This window comes from Rhodococcus sp. NPDC058521 (genome assembly GCF_042719695.1).
Taxonomy (GTDB): Bacteria; Actinomycetota; Actinomycetes; order Mycobacteriales; family Mycobacteriaceae; genus Rhodococcus_F.
In genome coordinates, this window is the sequence record NZ_JBHXNL010000006.1 from 126894 (window position 1) to 143616 (window position 16723).

16 protein-coding genes are annotated in these 16723 nt (G+C 64.8%); 8 read left to right on the plus strand and 8 right to left on the minus strand.

Annotated features, from left to right (window positions below; genetic code table 11):
• The first annotated feature begins 26 nt into the window (after positions 1-26).
• From rplU to proB, 4 genes are all read left to right on the plus strand, one after another.
• Entirely contained in the window at positions 27-338 is a 312-nt protein-coding gene (rplU, locus tag ACFWO3_RS12030) for a 50S ribosomal protein L21 (protein ID WP_378577566.1), read from the plus strand.
• Positions 339-379: 41 nt separating this feature from the next.
• Positions 380-643: a 50S ribosomal protein L27 gene (gene rpmA / locus ACFWO3_RS12035; protein WP_378577568.1), complete on the plus strand. Its 264-nt coding sequence runs from the start codon at positions 380-382 to the stop codon at positions 641-643.
• Positions 644-797: 154 nt separating this feature from the next.
• Positions 798-2258 (plus strand): GTPase ObgE, encoded by a 1461-nt coding sequence (obgE, locus tag ACFWO3_RS12040; protein WP_378577570.1) that lies wholly within the window; start codon positions 798-800, stop codon positions 2256-2258.
• Positions 2255-3355 (plus strand): glutamate 5-kinase, encoded by a 1101-nt coding sequence (gene proB, locus ACFWO3_RS12045; RefSeq protein ID WP_378577572.1) that lies wholly within the window; start codon positions 2255-2257, stop codon positions 3353-3355. The genes obgE and proB overlap by 4 nt, the downstream gene beginning before the upstream one ends.
• On the opposite strand, the gene ACFWO3_RS12050 is transcribed toward proB, so the two are convergent.
• The 8 genes from ACFWO3_RS12050 to ACFWO3_RS12085 form a co-directional block, all read right to left on the minus strand.
• Positions 3328-4143, minus strand: a complete 816-nt coding sequence (locus tag ACFWO3_RS12050; protein ID WP_378577853.1) for a Sir2 family NAD-dependent protein deacetylase — start codon at positions 4141-4143, stop codon at positions 3328-3330. The two genes, proB and ACFWO3_RS12050, sit on opposite strands and share 28 nt — an antisense overlap.
• A 38-nt stretch (positions 4144-4181) precedes the next feature.
• Positions 4182-5108: a D-isomer specific 2-hydroxyacid dehydrogenase family protein gene (locus ACFWO3_RS12055; RefSeq protein ID WP_378577574.1), complete on the minus strand. Its 927-nt coding sequence runs from the start codon at positions 5106-5108 to the stop codon at positions 4182-4184.
• A 9-nt stretch (positions 5109-5117) separates the two neighbouring features.
• Complete coding sequence (locus ACFWO3_RS12060) at positions 5118-5516, minus strand: ectoine synthase (RefSeq protein ID WP_378577576.1); 399 nt, start codon at positions 5514-5516, stop codon at positions 5118-5120.
• A gap of 13 nt (positions 5517-5529) precedes the next feature.
• Positions 5530-6792 (minus strand): diaminobutyrate--2-oxoglutarate transaminase, encoded by a 1263-nt coding sequence (gene ectB, locus ACFWO3_RS12065; RefSeq protein ID WP_378577578.1) that lies wholly within the window; start codon positions 6790-6792, stop codon positions 5530-5532.
• A 24-nt stretch (positions 6793-6816) separates the two neighbouring features.
• On the minus strand, positions 6817-7332 hold the full coding sequence (gene ectA / locus ACFWO3_RS12070; protein ID WP_378577580.1) for a diaminobutyrate acetyltransferase: 516 nt from the start codon (positions 7330-7332) through the stop codon (positions 6817-6819).
• Positions 7333-7484: 152 nt separating this feature from the next.
• Complete coding sequence (locus tag ACFWO3_RS12075) at positions 7485-9587, minus strand: RecQ family ATP-dependent DNA helicase (protein WP_378577582.1); 2103 nt, start codon at positions 9585-9587, stop codon at positions 7485-7487.
• Between the two features lie 57 nt (positions 9588-9644).
• Positions 9645-10529, minus strand: coding sequence for a ribokinase (locus tag ACFWO3_RS12080; RefSeq protein ID WP_378577584.1), 885 nt, complete (start codon positions 10527-10529; stop codon positions 9645-9647).
• Positions 10530-10554: 25 nt separating this feature from the next.
• Positions 10555-12027 (minus strand): MFS transporter, encoded by a 1473-nt coding sequence (locus ACFWO3_RS12085; RefSeq protein WP_378577586.1) that lies wholly within the window; start codon positions 12025-12027, stop codon positions 10555-10557.
• A gap of 213 nt (positions 12028-12240) precedes the next feature.
• Between ACFWO3_RS12085 and ACFWO3_RS12090 the strand changes: the two genes are divergently transcribed.
• From ACFWO3_RS12090 to nadD, 4 genes are all read left to right on the plus strand, one after another.
• Complete coding sequence (locus ACFWO3_RS12090) at positions 12241-13533, plus strand: glutamate-5-semialdehyde dehydrogenase (protein ID WP_378577588.1); 1293 nt, start codon at positions 12241-12243, stop codon at positions 13531-13533.
• A gap of 34 nt (positions 13534-13567) precedes the next feature.
• On the plus strand, positions 13568-14470 hold the full coding sequence (locus ACFWO3_RS12095; RefSeq protein WP_378577590.1) for an AAA family ATPase: 903 nt from the start codon (positions 13568-13570) through the stop codon (positions 14468-14470).
• 11 nt (positions 14471-14481) lie between these two features.
• A complete protein-coding gene (locus ACFWO3_RS12100; RefSeq protein WP_378577592.1) occupies positions 14482-15942 on the plus strand; it encodes a VWA domain-containing protein in 1461 nt (486 codons plus the stop codon).
• Between the two features lie 64 nt (positions 15943-16006).
• On the plus strand, positions 16007-16720 hold the full coding sequence (gene nadD, locus ACFWO3_RS12105; protein ID WP_378577855.1) for a nicotinate-nucleotide adenylyltransferase: 714 nt from the start codon (positions 16007-16009) through the stop codon (positions 16718-16720).
• Positions 16721-16723: the final 3 nt, after the last annotated feature.

Consider the following 16723-nt stretch of genomic DNA (forward strand, 5'->3'; position numbering starts at 1 on the left):
TCGAAGAAGCAAGGGGTAGCCCTCCGATGGCAACGTACGCGATCGTCAAGACCGGCGGAAAGCAGTACAAGGTCGCTGTTGGTGACCTCGTCAAGGTCGAGAAGATCGAGGGTGAGCCCGGCACTGCTGTCTCGCTTGCTCCGGTTCTCGTCGTCGACGGTTCCGAGCTGACCACCGACGCCGCCAAGCTGGCCAAGGTCTCGGTCACCGGCGAGGTTGTCGAGCACACCAAGGGCCCGAAGATCCGCATTCACAAGTTCAAGAACAAGACCGGCTACCACAAGCGTCAGGGCCACAGGCAGAAGCTGACGGTCCTCAAGGTCACCGGTATCAAGTAACTAGAGCTTTCTTCAGCTGATTTCACCCGAGGAGGGTCAACATGGCACATAAGAAGGGTGCATCCAGCTCCCGTAACGGTCGCGATTCGAATGCCCAGCGCCTCGGCGTGAAGCGCTTCGGTGGACAGGCCGTCGGCGCGGGAGAGATCCTGGTCCGTCAGCGTGGAACCCATTTCCACCCGGGTGTGAACGTCGGCCGTGGCGGCGACGACACCCTCTTCGCCCTCGCTGCCGGTGCCGTCGAGTTCGGCACCAAGCGCGGACGCAAGACCGTGAACATCGTTCCGGCTGTGGCAGAGGTCTAGTCCTGCCGCGAGTGCGTACCGTCCGGGCCGAATAGGTCGGACGTTCCAAGCTCCCAATAGGGGCGGACCTGGGTCGAAGTACCCGGTCCGCCCCTATTGTTCGTTATAGAGAAGTTCAGACAAGATCGATTGGCTGAGGAAGGATCCGACAGTCATGTCCCGATTCATTGACCGCGTCGTGCTGCACGTCAGCGCAGGAAAAGGCGGCAATGGTTGCGCCTCCGTTCACCGGGAGAAGTTCAAGCCGCTCGGTGGGCCAGACGGCGGAAACGGGGGGCGCGGCGGCGACGTGATTCTCGAAGTCGACGGCAATGTGCACACCCTCCTCGACTTCCATTTCCATCCCAATGCGAAGGCCACCAACGGCAAGCAGGGGATGGGTAGCAACCGTGACGGCGGTCAGGGCGAGGATCTCGTTCTGAAAGTTCCGGACGGTACGGTCGTGCTCGACAAATCCGGCAATCTGATCGCCGATCTGGTCGGCGTCGGTACTCGTTTCGAGGCTGCGCAAGGTGGGCGCGGAGGCCTCGGAAACGCTGCTCTCTCGTCGAAGGCGCGTAAGGCGCCGGGCTTCGCGCTGTTGGGTGAAGAAGGTGTCGAACGGGATCTGGTTCTCGAGCTCAAGTCGGTTGCCGACGTGGGGCTCGTGGGCTTCCCTTCGGCGGGCAAGTCCTCCCTGGTGTCGGTGCTGTCCGCAGCCAAGCCCAAGATCGCCGACTACCCGTTCACGACACTGGTCCCCAACCTCGGAGTGGTCTCCAGTGGGGACACCACCTTCACGGTGGCCGACGTCCCCGGCCTGATTCCCGGTGCCAGTGACGGGCGTGGGCTCGGACTCGACTTCCTGCGGCACCTCGAACGCTGTGCCGTACTCGCCCACGTCGTCGACTGCGCGACCCTCGAGCCCGGTCGTGATCCCATCTCCGACATCGACGCCCTCGAATCGGAACTCGCAGCGTACAAACCGGCTCTGTCCGGGGATTCGAGCCTCGGCGATCTGGCGGATCGCCCGCGCATCGTCATCCTGAACAAGACGGACGTTCCGGAAGCGGCCGAACTGGCCGAGATGGTGACCCCCGATCTCGAGGCTCGCGGCTGGCCGGTGTTCACCATATCCGCAGTGAGTCGAGACGGGTTGCGGCCGTTGACCTTCGCGTTGGCATCCATGGTGAAGGACTACCGCGAGGCCCACCCGAAGGCAGCTCCCAAGCGCCAGGTCATCCGTCCGGTTGCGCGCGACGAGTCGAGCTTCGAGGTCTTCGCGGATCCGGAGGTCCCGGGCGGATTCGTCGTGCGCGGAAGTCGTCCGGAGCGCTGGATCGCGCAGACCCAGTTCTCGAACGACGAGGCCGTCGGCTACCTCGCGGACCGATTGGCGCGCCTCGGTGTGGAAGATGCGCTGGTCAAGCATGGCGCGGAACCCGGATGCTCGGTGACGATCGGTGACGTGAGCTTCGAATGGGAGCCCCAGACGCCGGCCGGTGTCGACCTCACTCGTACGGGTCGAGGCACGGATGCGCGCCTCGACCAGGTCGACCGTATCGGTGCTGCCGAGCGCAAGCACGCACACCGGATTCGTCGTGGCCTCGAGGGCCTCGACCCCTACGAAGGATGAGTGCCGCTCGAGACGCGGTGTCGTCGGCACACAGCATCGTCGTCAAGATCGGTTCTTCGGCCCTGACGAGCCTGGTCGGTGGCCTAGATGTGGGCAGGCTCGATCGTCTGGCCGACGCGATCGAAGCGCGTATGCGTGCGGGCTCCGACGTGGTGGTCGTGTCCTCGGGGGCCGTCGGCGCCGGGCTCGCCCCGCTCGGCCTGAGCAAGCGCCCTCGGGACCTCGCAACCAAACAGGCTGCCGCGAGTGTCGGGCAATTGGCACTGGCCCACGCGTGGGGCACGTCGTTCGCACGGTACGACCGCACGGTAGGTCAGGTGCTGCTGACGGCGGACGACATCGCCCGTCGCGCGCAGCACCGCAATGCGCAGCGCACCCTCGATCGACTGCGCGCGCTGCACGCGGTCGCCGTCGTGAACGAGAACGACACCGTCGCGACCACCGAGCTGCGGTTCGGGGACAACGATCGACTGGCAGCACTCGTCGCGCACCTCGTGGGCGCCGAAGCGCTCGTCCTACTGTCGGACGTGGACGGTCTGTACGACGGGGATCCGCGCAAGGGCGGCGCGACCATGATTCGAGAGGTCGTGAGCCCCGAGGACCTCGACGGTGTCGTTGCCGGTTCCGGGGGAGCATTGGGTACCGGAGGGATGGCGTCCAAACTGTCCGCAGCCCGTCTGGCGGCGGACGCCGGCGTTCCCGTTCTCCTCGCGGCCGCCTCGGAGGCGAGCGTTGCGCTGAGTGATGCGAGTGTCGGTACCGCGTTCAATGCCCGTCCGACGAGATTGTCCGCCCGCCGATTCTGGGTGCGCCATGCGGCCGACGAGAGCGGCGCGGTGCATCTCGACGAGGGCGCGGTCCGCGCGGTGGTCGAGGGCCGACGATCATTGCTGCCCGCGGGTATCACCGCAGTGACGGGAACGTTCTATTGCGGTGATGTCGTCGGACTCGTGGGTCCGCACGATCGGGTGGTCGCCAGGGGAGTGGTGTCCTACGACTCGCACGAGATCGGACAGATGCAGGGGCGGTCGACTCGCGAACTGCCTGTCGAGATGCAGCGTCCGGTGGTTCACGCGGACGATCTGGTACCGATCTGATCGAGGGCGGCTGCCACCTCCACCAGTACCTCGGACGTCCCCGCGTCCAGTGTGAGCGTGGCGAGGTCGTCTCCGCGGGTCGCTCCGCGATTCACGAAGGCGATCGGCATGCCGTGCTTGGCGGCATGCCGGACGAAGCGCAGTCCTGACATCACTGTCAGCGAAGTGCCGACGACGAGCAGGGAATCGGCTTCGTCGACCATTGCGTATGCAGCTTCGACCCGCCATTTCGGTACCGACTCCCCGAAGTAGACGATGTCGGGTTTGAGGGTGCCGCCGCAGATCTCGCAGTCGACCATGACGAAGTGTTCGGTCTCGGAGATCACGGCGTCTGCATCGGGCGCTATTTCGACACCCGTTGCGGCCGTGACGGATCGGGCGAAGTCCGGATTCTTCCGTTCGAGTCGATCGGCAAGTGTCACTCGGGAGATCGCGTTGTCACACGACAGGCAGCGAACCTGCGCGTAGCAACCGTGGAGATCGAGCACCCGACGACTTCCCGCCTTGGTGTGTAGGAGATCGACATTCTGGGTGATCACCCCGTTCACCAGACCGTTTCGCTCGAGTGACGCCAACGCCCGGTGTCCGAGGTTGGGACGCGTCGAGTCCATGTGCCGCCACCCGAGATGATTGCGGGCCCAGTAGTGCCTTCTGAAGGCAGGGTCCCCGACGAACTGCTGATAGGTCATCGGGGTGCGTGGTGGTGAGTCCGGTCCGCGATAGTCGGGAATGCCCGAGTCGGTGGAGATCCCTGCGCCCGTCAGGACGCACGACGTACGCCCCCGCATCAGGTCGACCAGTGCTTCTGTGGACACGCCGGACTCCGTCAGTAACCGATCACCGGATCGATTCGCGCCGCGAGTGGTTCGCCGGCGACGAAACGGGCCACGTTGAGTGTGACGTGCTCCGCGTAAGCGGGCGGGCGCACGGCGGGCGGGTTCGAATCGTGTGGAGTGACGATCACGTTGGGCAGGGTCCACAACGGGTGCCCGTCGGGAAGTGGTTCGGGATCGGTGACGTCGAGCCCTGCGCCGCCGATCTTTTCGTCACGCAATGCCTCGACGAGGGCCTCGGTGTCGATGAGGGTTCCACGAGCCACGTTGACCACCCATGCGCTCGGCTTCATGAGTGCGAGTTCGTCTCTACTCACGAGGTGGTAGGTCGCGGTGGTCGCCGGCGCAGCGATCACGAAGTGGTCGGCACGTGGCCAGACCTCGGACAGCCTGCTGGTGGGGAAGGTGGCTATGGCGCCGGGTACCGGACTTCCCGATCGATTGACGGCGATCGTCTGTGCGCCCAGCGCGGCGAGCATCGGAACGAGGGCGCGCCCGATTCCACCGGCACCCACGATGGCAACCGTGGTGCCACGCAGGGTGCCCACGCGATGGAAAAGCTCCTGCTGGCTCCACGTCCGTGCCGCGAGGTGCGCGGGAAGCGCCCGAACACCGGCAAGGAGAAGAGTGAGCGCGTGCTCGGCAACAGTCGCCGAGAACGCCCCTGCGGCAGACGTCCACGTGCGGCCGGGATCGGCAGTCACGACACCGGCATCGAACCAATCCTCGATGCCCGCAGCCGGAAGCTGTACCCACGTGATGCCCTCCGGCAAGGTACGCGGAAACTCCTCCACGCCACCAGCCCACACGAGGGCGTCTGCAGATTCGAGAGGTGCCACAACGGCCCCGCCCCGGACCACTGCTTCGGTGAGAAGCGGGTCCGGGGCGGGGCCGAGTGCAATCTTGGTCGTGGCAGACATGCCCCGACGTTACGCGGGTTCCTCGATGAGCGGGTACACACCGTTCTCGTCGTGGACCTCACGTCCGGTGACCGGGGGATTGAACACGCACAGCATGCGCATCTCGGTGTCCGGCTCGACGCGGTGACGCTCGTGACCGTTGAGCAGGTACATCGATCCGGGACCGAGGTCGTACGTCTTGTCGTTGTCGAGGTCGACCAGCTTCCCGGTGCCCTCGACGAGCCACACAGCCTCGATGTGATTGGCGTAGTGGAACTCGTTGACTGTTCCGGCCTTGATCACGGTCTCGTGGAACGAGAACCCGACCTTGTCGCCGCCCAGGACGATGCGCTTGCTGCGCCAGTTGCCGTTCTCGGCGGCGACGTCGCGATCGGTATCGGTGATCTCGTCGGTGGTACGAACAATCATGAGTTGGTCCTTTCTAGCTGCAAACCTTGATGGTGGCCTCGGACAGGATCGACAGCCCCTTGTCCAACTCGTCCTCGGTGATGGTGAGCGGCGGGAGGAGCTTGACGACCTCGTCGGACGGGCCGGAGGTCTCCGCGAGCAGACCCTCGTCGAACGCGATCTTGCAGACCTTGCCTGCGTCGTCGGCGTTCTCGAACACCAGGCCTTGCACGAGGCCGCGTCCGCGGGTCGACACGTTGTCCGGGAATTTTTCGGCAAGTGCGGTGAACGCCTTGCTGATGCGCTCGCCCTTGATCGGTGTCTCCTTGGCCAGCTTGTCGTCCGACCAGTAGTGGTCGAGGGCCGTTGCAGCCGTCACGAAGGACGGGTTGTTGCCACGGAACGTGCCGTTGTGCTCGCCGGGGCCCCACACGTCGAGTTCACGCTTGAAGAGCGTGAGCGCCATGGGCAGGCCGTAGCCGCCGATCGACTTCGACAACGTGACGATGTCCGGCTTGATGCCGGCGATTTCGAACGAGAAGAACGGGCCGGTACGTCCGCAACCCATCTGCACGTCGTCGACGATCAGGAGGATGTCGCGCTCGGCGCACAGGTCGGCCAGTGCGCGCAGCCACTCGGGACGGGCGACATTGACGCCACCCTCACCCTGAACGGTCTCCACGATCACGGCGGCGGGGCGGTTCAGGCCACTGCCCGAGTCGTCGAGCACACGGGAGAACCAGTGGAAGTCTTCGGTGACACCGTCGAAGTAGTTGTCGAACGGCATCGGCGTGGCATGCACGAGCGGGATACCGGCGCCGGCACGTTTCATCGAGTTGCCGGTCACGGACAGGGCGCCGAGCGTCATGCCGTGGAAGGCGTTGGTGAAGTTGATGATCGACGAACGGCCGGTCACCTTACGTGCGAGCTTCAGAGCGGCCTCGACGGCGTTGGTGCCGGTGGGGCCGGGGAACTGAACCTTGTAGTCGAGGTCGCGCGGCTTCAGGATGTTGCGATCGATCGACTCGAGCAGATTGCGCTTGGCCGGCGTGTACATGTCCAGGCCGTGCGTGATTCCGTCCGAGGCGATGTAGTCGAGCAGCGCCTTCTTCAGAATCGGGTTGTTGTGCCCGTAGTTGAGGGCGCCGGCACCTGCGAAGAAGTCGAGGTACTCGCGACCGCTCTCGTCCTTGATCCACGAACCCGAGGCCGTGGTGAAAACGGCGGGCCAACCGCGGCTGTAGCTGCGAACCTCGGATTCGAGATTCTCGAAAATACTGTTATCAACTGCATTCATGGTCGTGCAATCCTCCGGGGCGTGCTAATCGCCGATTGTGTACAATTCTTCGGCTTCGTGGCCATCGGGAAAATTCTCGGGCTGGAACAGGTCCGACCGAGTGATGGTCGTGTTTCGGCGTCGGGCCAGTGCTGTGAACAGTGCGATCGATGCCTCGTTGTCGGGGCTGATCGTGGTCTCGAGGTGTGTCACCCCGTCGGGGGCGAGTCGGTCGAGCAGCTCAGTGAGCATGCGGCCTGCCAGGCCTTTGCCGCGCTGGTCGGCGTCGACGGCAACCTGCCAGACCATCAGGGTGTGGGGAGCGTCGGGGCGGGTGAAGCCCGTGACGAACCCTACGACCCGATTGTCGACAACCGTGACAACCGATGTGCGGCTGAAATCTCGGCACCACAACAGGTAGGCGTAACTCGAATTGAGATCGAGTACTTCCGTATTCCTGGCGATCTCCCAGAGCCGGACTCCGTCTGCGATCTGTGGGCTGCGAAACAACACCGCGTCCGGCGCGGTGGTCGGGTTAGCACTCTTTTGATCAGGCGTCATTGGAAATACAAACGTAACAACGATCGGTGTCGATTTCATCTGCCCTTCGAAATTGGACACCTCAGACTCGGGAGCCACGCAGGTGAGACGGGGGTTGTGAGGTGCATCACATTATGGCCTGGTTGGAGCAGTTTTACCGCGGGGCCGAGGGCTCACCGAGGGCTGGCCAGAGCGAACGGGAGTACGGCGTCCGCTCCCGCTTGTCGTAGCGTTCTGGCGGCCATCGTCAGCGTCCACCCGGTATCGGTCACCGCATCGACGAGGAGGATCGGTCCACTCGTCTGTTCGAGTCCTTCAGGCGGTTCCCAGGCGCCCACCAGACCGCCCACTCGATAGGCCGAGTTCGCAGCGGACACGGGTGGGTGTTCGGGAGCGAGTCGCAGGACGCCCAAATTCTCGAGCCGCCCGACTCCGGCCAATTCGGCCCCGAGGGAGGCAGACAGTTGTGGATGGCTGGGCGACTCCACGGCTATCACCGCAGTCGGTCGCTCGGCCCAGTCCCACGCAGCCAGGACACCGATGCAGGCACGCACGACGTCTTCCGGTACCGGACCGTCACTGCCGTCGAGCAAGGACCTCAACTTCTGGCCCCAGCCGAGATCGGACAGCCGTCCCAGAATCCGACCGGCCTCGGGACCGTCGGTGATTCTCCCGGTCAACTCGACCCCGAGTTTGCGCAATCCGGTCGGCCACTGCTTGCGGGGCGGCAGGTCCACTCCGGGGCGCTCGAGACGTGACTTGGTCTTCTCGAGCGCCTCTGTGTCGACCGCGGTGTCGTGGACGGTGCCGGTGCAGTTGTCGCATCGTCCGCACCCCGGGCTCCCGGCCGACAGTTCCGGGTCGTCCAATTGAGCGCGTAGGAAGTTCATACGACAGGTGGCGATGTTCTGATACTCGATCATTGCCCGCTGTTCGGCCGCACGCGCATTGTCCAACCGCTCGTAGCGGTCCGCGTCGTAACTCCACTCCTGTCCCGTCGAGATCCAGCCGCCCTTGACCCGACGAACGGCGCCGTCGACATCGAGGACCTTCAGCACCATCTCGAGTCGGGTACGTCCGAGTTCGACGAGCGGTTCCAGTGCGGGGGTCGACTGCGGGCGAGTGTCGTCCAGGACCTCGATGACGCGACGAACGACGGGCTCCCGGGGAAACGCGACGGACGCGAAGTAGCTCCAGATCTGCCGGTCTTCGGCGCCGGGCAGCAAAATCACTTCGGCGCGCTCGGTTGCGCGCCCGGCACGTCCCACCTGCTGGTAGTAGGAGATGGGTGAGGACGGTGCGCCCAGATGCACCACGAAGCCGAGGTCCGGTTTGTCGAAGCCCATGCCCAGCGCCGAGGTGGCGACGAGGGCTTTGACCTTGTTGTCGAGAAGGTCGCGTTCGAGCACCTCACGCTCGGTCGCGTCGGATTGTCCTGTGTATGCGGCGACGGAGTATCCACGATCGCCGAGGAGGGCAGCGAGATCGCGGGCGGCGGAAACCGTGAGCGCATAGATGATTCCGGACCCGGGGAGGTCGCCGAGTCGGTCGCAGAGCCAGGCGGCCCGTGTGGTGACCTCCGGAATGTGCACGACCGAGAGTCGGAGTGACTCCCGCTCGAGTCCGCCACGGAGAACCAGGGTCTCGTCTCCACCCACACCGAGCTGGGTGGAGACGTCCTCGACGACACGGTCGTTGGCCGTTGCCGTGGTCGCAAGGACCGGAATGTCGCTGCCAAGGTCCGCGACCAACGTCCTGATTCGCCGGTAATCGGGACGAAAGTCGTGACCCCAGTCGGACACGCAGTGGGCCTCGTCCACCACCACGAGGCCGGCGTCGGCGGCCAGGGAGGGCAGTACCGCATCCCTGAAGTCCGGATTGTTCAGTCGTTCCGGACTGACCAGAAGGACATCGAGCTCGCGTGCGTTCACCCGCCGATGAATATCGTCCCACTCGGTGACGTTGCCCGAGTTGATGGTCGCGGCGCGGACTCCCGCGCGCTCGGCGGCGCTCACCTGGTTCCGCATGAGGGCGAGGAGAGGCGACACGATGACGGTCGGGCCGTGTCCGGTCGCACGCAGCAACTTTGCGGCAATGAAGTAGACAGCGGACTTTCCCCAGCCCGTGCGCTGAACCACCAGGGCCCGCCTGCGCTCGACGACAAGGGCCTCGATGGCACGCCACTGATCGTCGCGTAGCCGTGCGTCCGGGCCGGCCAGCTCACGAAGGATCCGTTCGGCCTCGTCACGAAGGTCGGGTGCGGCAACTGTCGTCATGGGCCCATGGTGCACGACGTCGCCGACACCGTCTCGCGGCGCGGTCGCCGGGCCACGTCAGTTCAGTGCGCTGCGGATCTCGGATTCGTATGGTGCGGACGATCCTGCGCCGGGTTTCGTGGTGGCGAGAGCGCCCGCAGTGCACGCGAATTCGAGAGCCGGCCGTGGGCCCTCGGACCACCGAACAGTGAGCGCACCGGTGAATGCGTCACCTGCACCCGTCGTGTCGACTGCGGCGACCGACGGCGATGGGACACGAAGGACGGCGCCGTCGGGGCCTCGGTGAACTGCGCCGTCACGCCCCCGGGTCGTCACCACATGGGGCACTCGGTCGATCGAGGACCGCAGGGCATACGCCTCGTTCTCGTTGACCACGAGTACGTCGACACAATCGAGCAGCGCGTCGGGGAGTTCCCGGACAGGGGAGGGGTTGAGTACGACAACGGTGTCGGCAGTGCGTGCGTGCTGTGCTGCCGCCGTGACGACGGCGATGGGAATTTCGAGCTGGCACACCAGTATGTCGGCTGTAGCGATCGCGGAACGGTCGGCATCGCTCAGTTCGGACAGCGTGGAGTTGGCGCCGGCCACCACGATGATGTTGTTCTGCCCGTCTTCGGCGACGGCGATCGCCGCCACGCCGCTCGGACCGTCGACTTCCCGCAACCCACTGATTCCGACCTCCGCATCGATCAGGGACGTACGCAGTTCGGACGCGAACGCGTCCGAACCGACGGAACCGACGAAGTCGACCGTGGCGCCTGCGTGCGCCGCCGCCACGGCCTGATTGGCGCCCTTGCCGCCGGGTCTGGTGGCGAAGGAATCGCCGAGAACGGTTTCTCCCGGAATGGGGAGACGAGTCGTCGTGGTCGTCAGATCCATGTTGATGCTGCCGACCACGACGACTCGTGGGGACTTCGACAAAGGACCGGGTGCCTCGGGCATGTGCCGAGGCTAACCCGATCTGCGGTCACTCGACCAGCGTGCTTTCTCCCCGCGAGTCTCGCGCCTTCATCGCCCTCTTCGCCTCCTGAATTCGGGTGCGACGGATGACGCGGCGCGCCTCCTCCTCGGTCGCCACCGACGGTGGGGAGCCCTCGAGCGGACGGCGTGCCGTCTCGGGTATGAGAAGAACGGTGATGGTGCCGATGACGGCCGCGACCATCATGTAACCGGGAGCGACCAGGTCGCTGTCGGTGGCGTCACCGAGGGCAGTGAGAACCAACGGGGTGGTACCACCGAAGATCGATACGGCCAGGTTGTACCCGATTGCGAGCCCGCCGTACCGAATTCCGGTCGGGAACAGAGCGGGAAGCACGGACGGGAAGACGCCCACGAACATCAGGAGCAGTCCACCGAGCACGGCCAGTCCGACGAAGATCGTGATGTAGTGGCCCACCCCGATGAGCAGGTACGCGGGCAAGGACAGCAGGAAGAACCCGATGAAGCCGGTCAACAGCAGTGGCTTGCGCCCGACCTTGTCGGAGTACTTTCCGACGAACGTGATAGCCACCATCATCAAGACCATCACGATGATCATGAGGACCAGGCCGTGCGACTCGTCGTAGCCGAGCGTGTTGGTGAGATAGGTCGGCATGTAGCTGAGCAGGCCGTAGTGCGCGATGTTGTACGTCGCGACCAACATGACGCACAGCAGCAGTGGGCGCCAATTCTCGAGGATCGTCTCCCGCAGCTTCTTTCCGGTCGACTCCGCGGCCATCGAGTCCTTTTCGGCCTTCTCCATCTGCTTGAAGGCGGGAGTCTCCTCGAGCTTCAGTCGCAGGTACAGACCGATCAGGCCGAGCGGGCCCGCGATCAGGAACGGAATTCGCCACGCCCAGTCGACGAGGGTCTCCTCGTCGGTCACCGTGGTGATGATGGTGACCAGCGCGGCAGCGGCCGCGTAGCCGGCGAGTGTCCCGAACTCGAGGAAACTCGCGAAGAATCCGCGCCGCTTGTCGGGTGCGTACTCGGCGACGAACGTACTGGCACCGCCGTACTCTCCGCCGGTCGAGAAGCCCTGTACGAGTCGGAGCACGACCAGCAGGATCGGGGCCGCGATACCGATGGATCCGTAGCTCGGGATGAGGCCGATCAGGAAGGTGCTGCCCGCCATCATGACGATGGTGGTCGCGAGGACCTTCTTACGTCCTATGCGGTCACCGAGGGGTCCGAAGAACAGGCCACCGAGCGGGCGCACGAGGAAGGCGGCGGCAAAGATCGCGAACGTGGACAACAGCTGGGCAGTGCCGTTCGCGTCAGGGAAGAAGACCTTGCCGATCGTGGTCGCAAGGTAGGCGTAGACACCGAAGTCGAACCACTCCATCGCATTGCCGAGCATCGTGGCTTTGACGGCGCGTTTGACGGCGGACTCGTCGGTGAGAGTGACGTCTGTGGATTCCGCTATATCTTCTGCGGTGATCTGTTGATCTGGTGCATTCATAGATTGTGCGCTCCCCAGCGCAGTCATCGTCCGAAACGGGGCACGTACCTGATGCACGCATCTTTTCGTTTCCCATTTCGCGATGTGGCCGCGTGCGTCGCGACCGTCGGTCAAGTCCGTTACGTTAGCAAAGGAAGAGGTCGAACATGTGCAAGCGTGGGTGACGACGGAGGTGCCGCTGCCGGTGGGCGAGAGCGTCGATAGGCTGTGACCATGACTTCGGTGTCCGTACCCAGCAATGCATCTTCTGTCGATACCGCCGGTGACGACACGCGGGAAGCGGTACACGCCGCGGCCCGGAGTGCTCGGGTGGCAGCCCGCTCACTCGCCCTCCTCACCACAGCCGAGAAGAATGCCGTCCTGGCTGCCGCGGCGGATGCGGTTCTTGCCGCCCAGGAGAACATCCTCGAGGCGAACGCCGCGGACATCGACGTTGCCCGTGCTGTCGGAACCGAGGAGTCGCTGCTCGACCGGCTGCGCTTGACGCCCGAGCGTGTCGCCGGGATCGCGTCGGGACTGCGACAGGTCGCAGATCTGCCGGACCCGATCGGTGAAGTGCTGCGTGGTTCGACGCTTCCCAACGGACTCGAGCTGCGGCAGCAGCGGGTGCCGATCGGTGTCGTCGGCATGGTCTACGAGGCCCGTCCCAACGTCACGGTCGATGCTTTCGGGCTGGCCTTGAAGTCCGGCAACGCGGCTTTGCTGCGTGGCTCCTCGTCGGCTGCGTCCTCGAACACTGCGCTCGTTGGCGCCCTCCACGGCGCGTTGGCAGCCCAGGGGGTGCCGGAAGACTCGGTGCAATTGTTGCCCAGTCACGATCGTTCGAGTGTCACTCATTTGATTCAGGCCCGCGGTCTCGTCGACGTGGTCATCCCGCGTGGTGGCGCCGGTCTGATCGATGCCGTTGTCCGGGATGCGAAAGTGCCGACGATCGAGACCGGGGTCGGCAACTGCCATGTCTATGTCCACGCAGCTGCGGACGCAGAGGTTGCGGAGCGCATCGTGATCAATGCCAAGACTCGTCGGCCCAGTGTGTGCAACACGGTCGAGACCGTACTGGTGGACGCCGCGATCGCCGACACCTTCGTCCCGAAGTTGCTCCAGGCGCTGCAGTCGCACAGTGTGACCGTGCACGGAGATCTGCCGGGGATGGTTCCCGCCACCGAATCGGACTGGTCGGAGGAGTACTTGACCCTCGACATCGCGTTGCGAGTCGTGGACGATCTGAATGCAGCGGTCGAACACATCGATCGGTACGGCACCGGCCACACCGAGGCCGTCGTCACCACCGACCTGGCCGCGGCGCGTGAGTTCACCGCGCGAGTCGATGCGGCTGCCGTCATGGTGAACGCGTCGACCGCGTTCACCGATGGTGAACAGTTCGGCTTCGGTGCGGAGATCGGGATCTCGACGCAGAAGTTGCATGCGCGTGGACCGATGGGGCTGACCGAGCTCACATCCACCAAGTGGATCGTGTGGGGAGACGGCCACACCCGGCCTTCCTGATCGAGGGCCGCGCAGAAGATTTCGAGGAGCAAGAGTGGATCGAGCACTTCCGACGACGCGACCCCTGTTCGCAAACGTCGACGACGTCGTGACGAAACTGGCGACAACCGGATACATCGCCGACAAGGCGACGGCGACTGCGGTGTTCCTCGCGGATCGGCTGGGAAAGCCGCTGCTCGTGGAAGGACCCGCCGGCGTCGGCAAGACCGAACTCGCGCGGGCAGTCGCCCAGACTGCGAGCGCCGAACTCGTCCGTTTGCAGTGTTACGAGGGCGTCGACGAGGCCAGGGCTCTGTACGAGTGGAATCACGCCAAGCAGATCCTCCGTATCCAGGCCGGTGGGAGCGACGGAGTGGACTGGGATGCCACCAAGGTCGACGTGTTCTCGGAAGAGTTTCTTCTGCCACGTCCGCTGCTCACCGCTATCCGTCGAGATGGTCCGACGGTGCTCCTCGTGGACGAGACCGACAAGGCCGACGTCGAGATCGAAGGCCTTCTGCTGGAGGTGCTCAGCGATTTCGCGGTCACGATTCCCGAACTCGGCACCATCACCGCCGGTCGCAAACCGTTCGTCGTTCTGACGTCCAATGCGACCCGTGAACTGTCGGAGGCACTCAAGCGGCGCTGCCTGTTCCTGCACCTCGACTTTCCGGACGAGGCCCTCGAACTCGAGATTCTGGCCAGCCGGGTCCCCGAACTGCCCGAACGAATCGCCGAACAATTGGTTCGCACGATCAGGGTCTTGCGCGGGATGCAGCTGAAGAAGACGCCTTCGGTGGCCGAGACGATCGACTGGGGGCGCACGTTGTTGGCTCTCGGTCTGGACACTTTCGCGGACGACACTCTGGACAGCGACACGGTGCGCGACACGCTCGGCGTCATCCTGAAGCATCGTTCCGACCAGCAGCGGGCCGCCGCCGAGCTTCGGCTGAACTGAGGACGGCGCACGTGGGAGCTACTGGACGATCGCCCCGTTTCCGGGCGCACGGACCCGCCGCACCCAACGGGTTGAGCGGTCATCTGGTGGGGTTCATCGAGGCGCTGAGGGCTCGCGGCATCGGCGTCGGACCTGCGGAGACCGTGGACGCCGGCAAAGTCATCGCCGTCCTCGACCTGCTCGATCGGGAGGCGTTGCGCGAAGGGTTGGCGTGTGCCGTTCTTCGGCGTCCGACGCACCGCTCGACCTTCGATGCTCTGTTCGACCTGTGGTATCCGCGCGCAATCGGCCTCCGATCCAGCGGCAAGATCGACACGTCGTTGCCGCGCACCGACGACGGTGAGGTCGACATGGAGGCATTGCGCGAGTTGGTCGCGGAACTCCTGACCGACGGTTCCCCGGAGGCGGTCGAGCTGACCGAACTACTCACCACGCAGATGGTCGAAGAGCTCGGGCAGTACCAGTCGACCAAAGGCCCATCGTTCTCCGCCTACCAGGCATTGAAGGATCTCTCACCCGACACGCTGTTGAAGAAGATCCTCGACGGACTCATGGGCGGCGCGCAGGACGGGGGGCCGGCCCCACACGTCGACGAGCACCGCGCCGAAATCGCACGGCGCACCGCGGCTGCCCGGATCACCGATTTCCGAAGGATGGTCGAGTCCGAGACGCGGCGTCGTTCTGCCGAACAGCTGGGTAAGGAGCGCGTCGCGATTCACGGCGTTCCGCGACTGGCCGAGGAAGTCGACTTTCTTCGCGCGTCCGACTCCGAACTCACCGCCCTGCGTCGAAACGTCACCCCACTCGCGAGGCTGCTGGCGAGTCGTCTGGCGGTGCGTCGGAGCCGCAGTCGTGCCGGTGTGATCGATCTGCGCCGTACCCTGCGAAAGTCGATGTCCACCGGAGGTGTGCCCATCGACCTGGTGCAGCGCAAGCCGAAGACTGCGCGTCCCGAACTGGTGGTGCTGTGCGACGTGTCCGGGTCGGTCGCCGGGTTCAGTCATTTCACCCTGTTGCTCGTCCACGCCCTGCGGGAGCAGTTCGCCCGGGTACGAGTATTCGCCTTCGTCGACACGACCGACGAGGTGACCAGGTTCTTCGAAGCCGGCGCCGATCTGGGCGTGGCGATGTCGAGGATGATTCGTGAAGCAGATCTGGTGAGCTACGACGGGCACTCCGATTACGGTAATGCGTTCGGCGTGTTCGCCGAGAGATTCGGCCACAGTCTCACCAGCCGGAGTTCGCTGCTCGTCCTCGGGGACGGCAGGAACAACTACCGCGATCCCAACAGTGCGGCGCTGGCTCGTCTCGCGTCCGTCGCGAGGCACACACACTGGCTCAACCCGGAGCCGGTCGGGCAGTGGGGTACCGGTGATTCGGCCACCGACGCCTATCGGGAGATCGTCAGCATGCACGAATGCCGGTCCGCACAGCAGTTGGCGGCGGTGGTCGCCGGATTGCTGCCGGTGTGAACACGTAAGCTCGACACTCGTGGAACAAGGAACGAACGTCACTCGTCTGCGCCGGCTCGGTGTCATGGGCGGCACGTTCGACCCGATCCACCATGGCCACCTGGTGGCGGCCAGTGAAGTTGCCGACCGTTTCGGCCTCGACGAGGTCGTGTTCGTGCCCACCGGCAGGCCCTGGCAGAAGGAAGGCAAAGAGGTCAGCCCGGCCGAGGACCGATATCTGATGACCGTGATCGCCACGGCCTCCAATCCGAGATTCTCGGTGAGCAGGGTGGACGTGGATCGCGAAAAGGTGACCTACACGGTGGACACCCTGCGTGATCTACGGGCAAAACACCCCGATGCCGAGCTCTACTTCATCACGGGGGCCGACGCCCTCGCGAGCATCCTTTCTTGGCAGGACTGGGAGGAACTCTTCTCGCTAGCCAAGTTCGTGGGCGTCTCGCGGCCCGGATTCGACCTGCACACCGAACATCTTTCCGGCCTTCTGGACGACCACCCGAAGGACGCGGTCACCCTCATCGAGGTACCGGCGCTCGCGATCTCGTCGACCGAATGTCGTCTCCGAGCCTCGCAGGATCGACCCGTCTGGTACCTGGTCCCGGACGGAGTGGTCCAGTACATCTCGAAACGAAATCTGTACCGGCCGGAGAACGCGACGAGATCGGACGGGGCCGCCACGATGTCGGAACCCGCCCCCGATACGGCCACGACACCGGCAACCGCCAACACAGATCCCGACGCCACCGCCAATCCCGACGTCACCCCGCATCGATCATGAGTC

Excerpts from the sequence above, each read along its gene's own strand:
- rplU (WP_378577566.1), top strand. The coding sequence starts at position 27 with ATGGCAACGTACGCGATCGTCAAGACCGGCGGAAAGCAGTACAAGGTC.
- rpmA (WP_378577568.1), top strand. The coding sequence starts at position 380 with ATGGCACATAAGAAGGGTGCATCCAGCTCCCGTAACGGTCGCGATTCG.
- obgE (WP_378577570.1), top strand. The coding sequence starts at position 798 with ATGTCCCGATTCATTGACCGCGTCGTGCTGCACGTCAGCGCAGGAAAA.
- proB (WP_378577572.1), top strand. The coding sequence starts at position 2,255 with ATGAGTGCCGCTCGAGACGCGGTGTCGTCGGCACACAGCATCGTCGTC.
- ACFWO3_RS12050 (WP_378577853.1), bottom strand. The coding sequence starts at position 4,143 with ATGCGGGGGCGTACGTCGTGCGTCCTGACGGGCGCAGGGATCTCCACC.
- ACFWO3_RS12055 (WP_378577574.1), bottom strand. The coding sequence starts at position 5,108 with ATGTCTGCCACGACCAAGATTGCACTCGGCCCCGCCCCGGACCCGCTT.
- ACFWO3_RS12060 (WP_378577576.1), bottom strand. The coding sequence starts at position 5,516 with ATGATTGTTCGTACCACCGACGAGATCACCGATACCGATCGCGACGTC.
- ectB (WP_378577578.1), bottom strand. The coding sequence starts at position 6,792 with ATGAATGCAGTTGATAACAGTATTTTCGAGAATCTCGAATCCGAGGTT.
- ectA (WP_378577580.1), bottom strand. The coding sequence starts at position 7,332 with ATGACGCCTGATCAAAAGAGTGCTAACCCGACCACCGCGCCGGACGCG.
- ACFWO3_RS12075 (WP_378577582.1), bottom strand. The coding sequence starts at position 9,587 with ATGACGACAGTTGCCGCACCCGACCTTCGTGACGAGGCCGAACGGATC.
- ACFWO3_RS12080 (WP_378577584.1), bottom strand. The coding sequence starts at position 10,529 with ATGCCCGAGGCACCCGGTCCTTTGTCGAAGTCCCCACGAGTCGTCGTG.
- ACFWO3_RS12085 (WP_378577586.1), bottom strand. The coding sequence starts at position 12,027 with ATGAATGCACCAGATCAACAGATCACCGCAGAAGATATAGCGGAATCC.
- ACFWO3_RS12090 (WP_378577588.1), top strand. The coding sequence starts at position 12,241 with ATGACTTCGGTGTCCGTACCCAGCAATGCATCTTCTGTCGATACCGCC.
- nadD (WP_378577855.1), top strand. The coding sequence starts at position 16,007 with ATGGGCGGCACGTTCGACCCGATCCACCATGGCCACCTGGTGGCGGCC.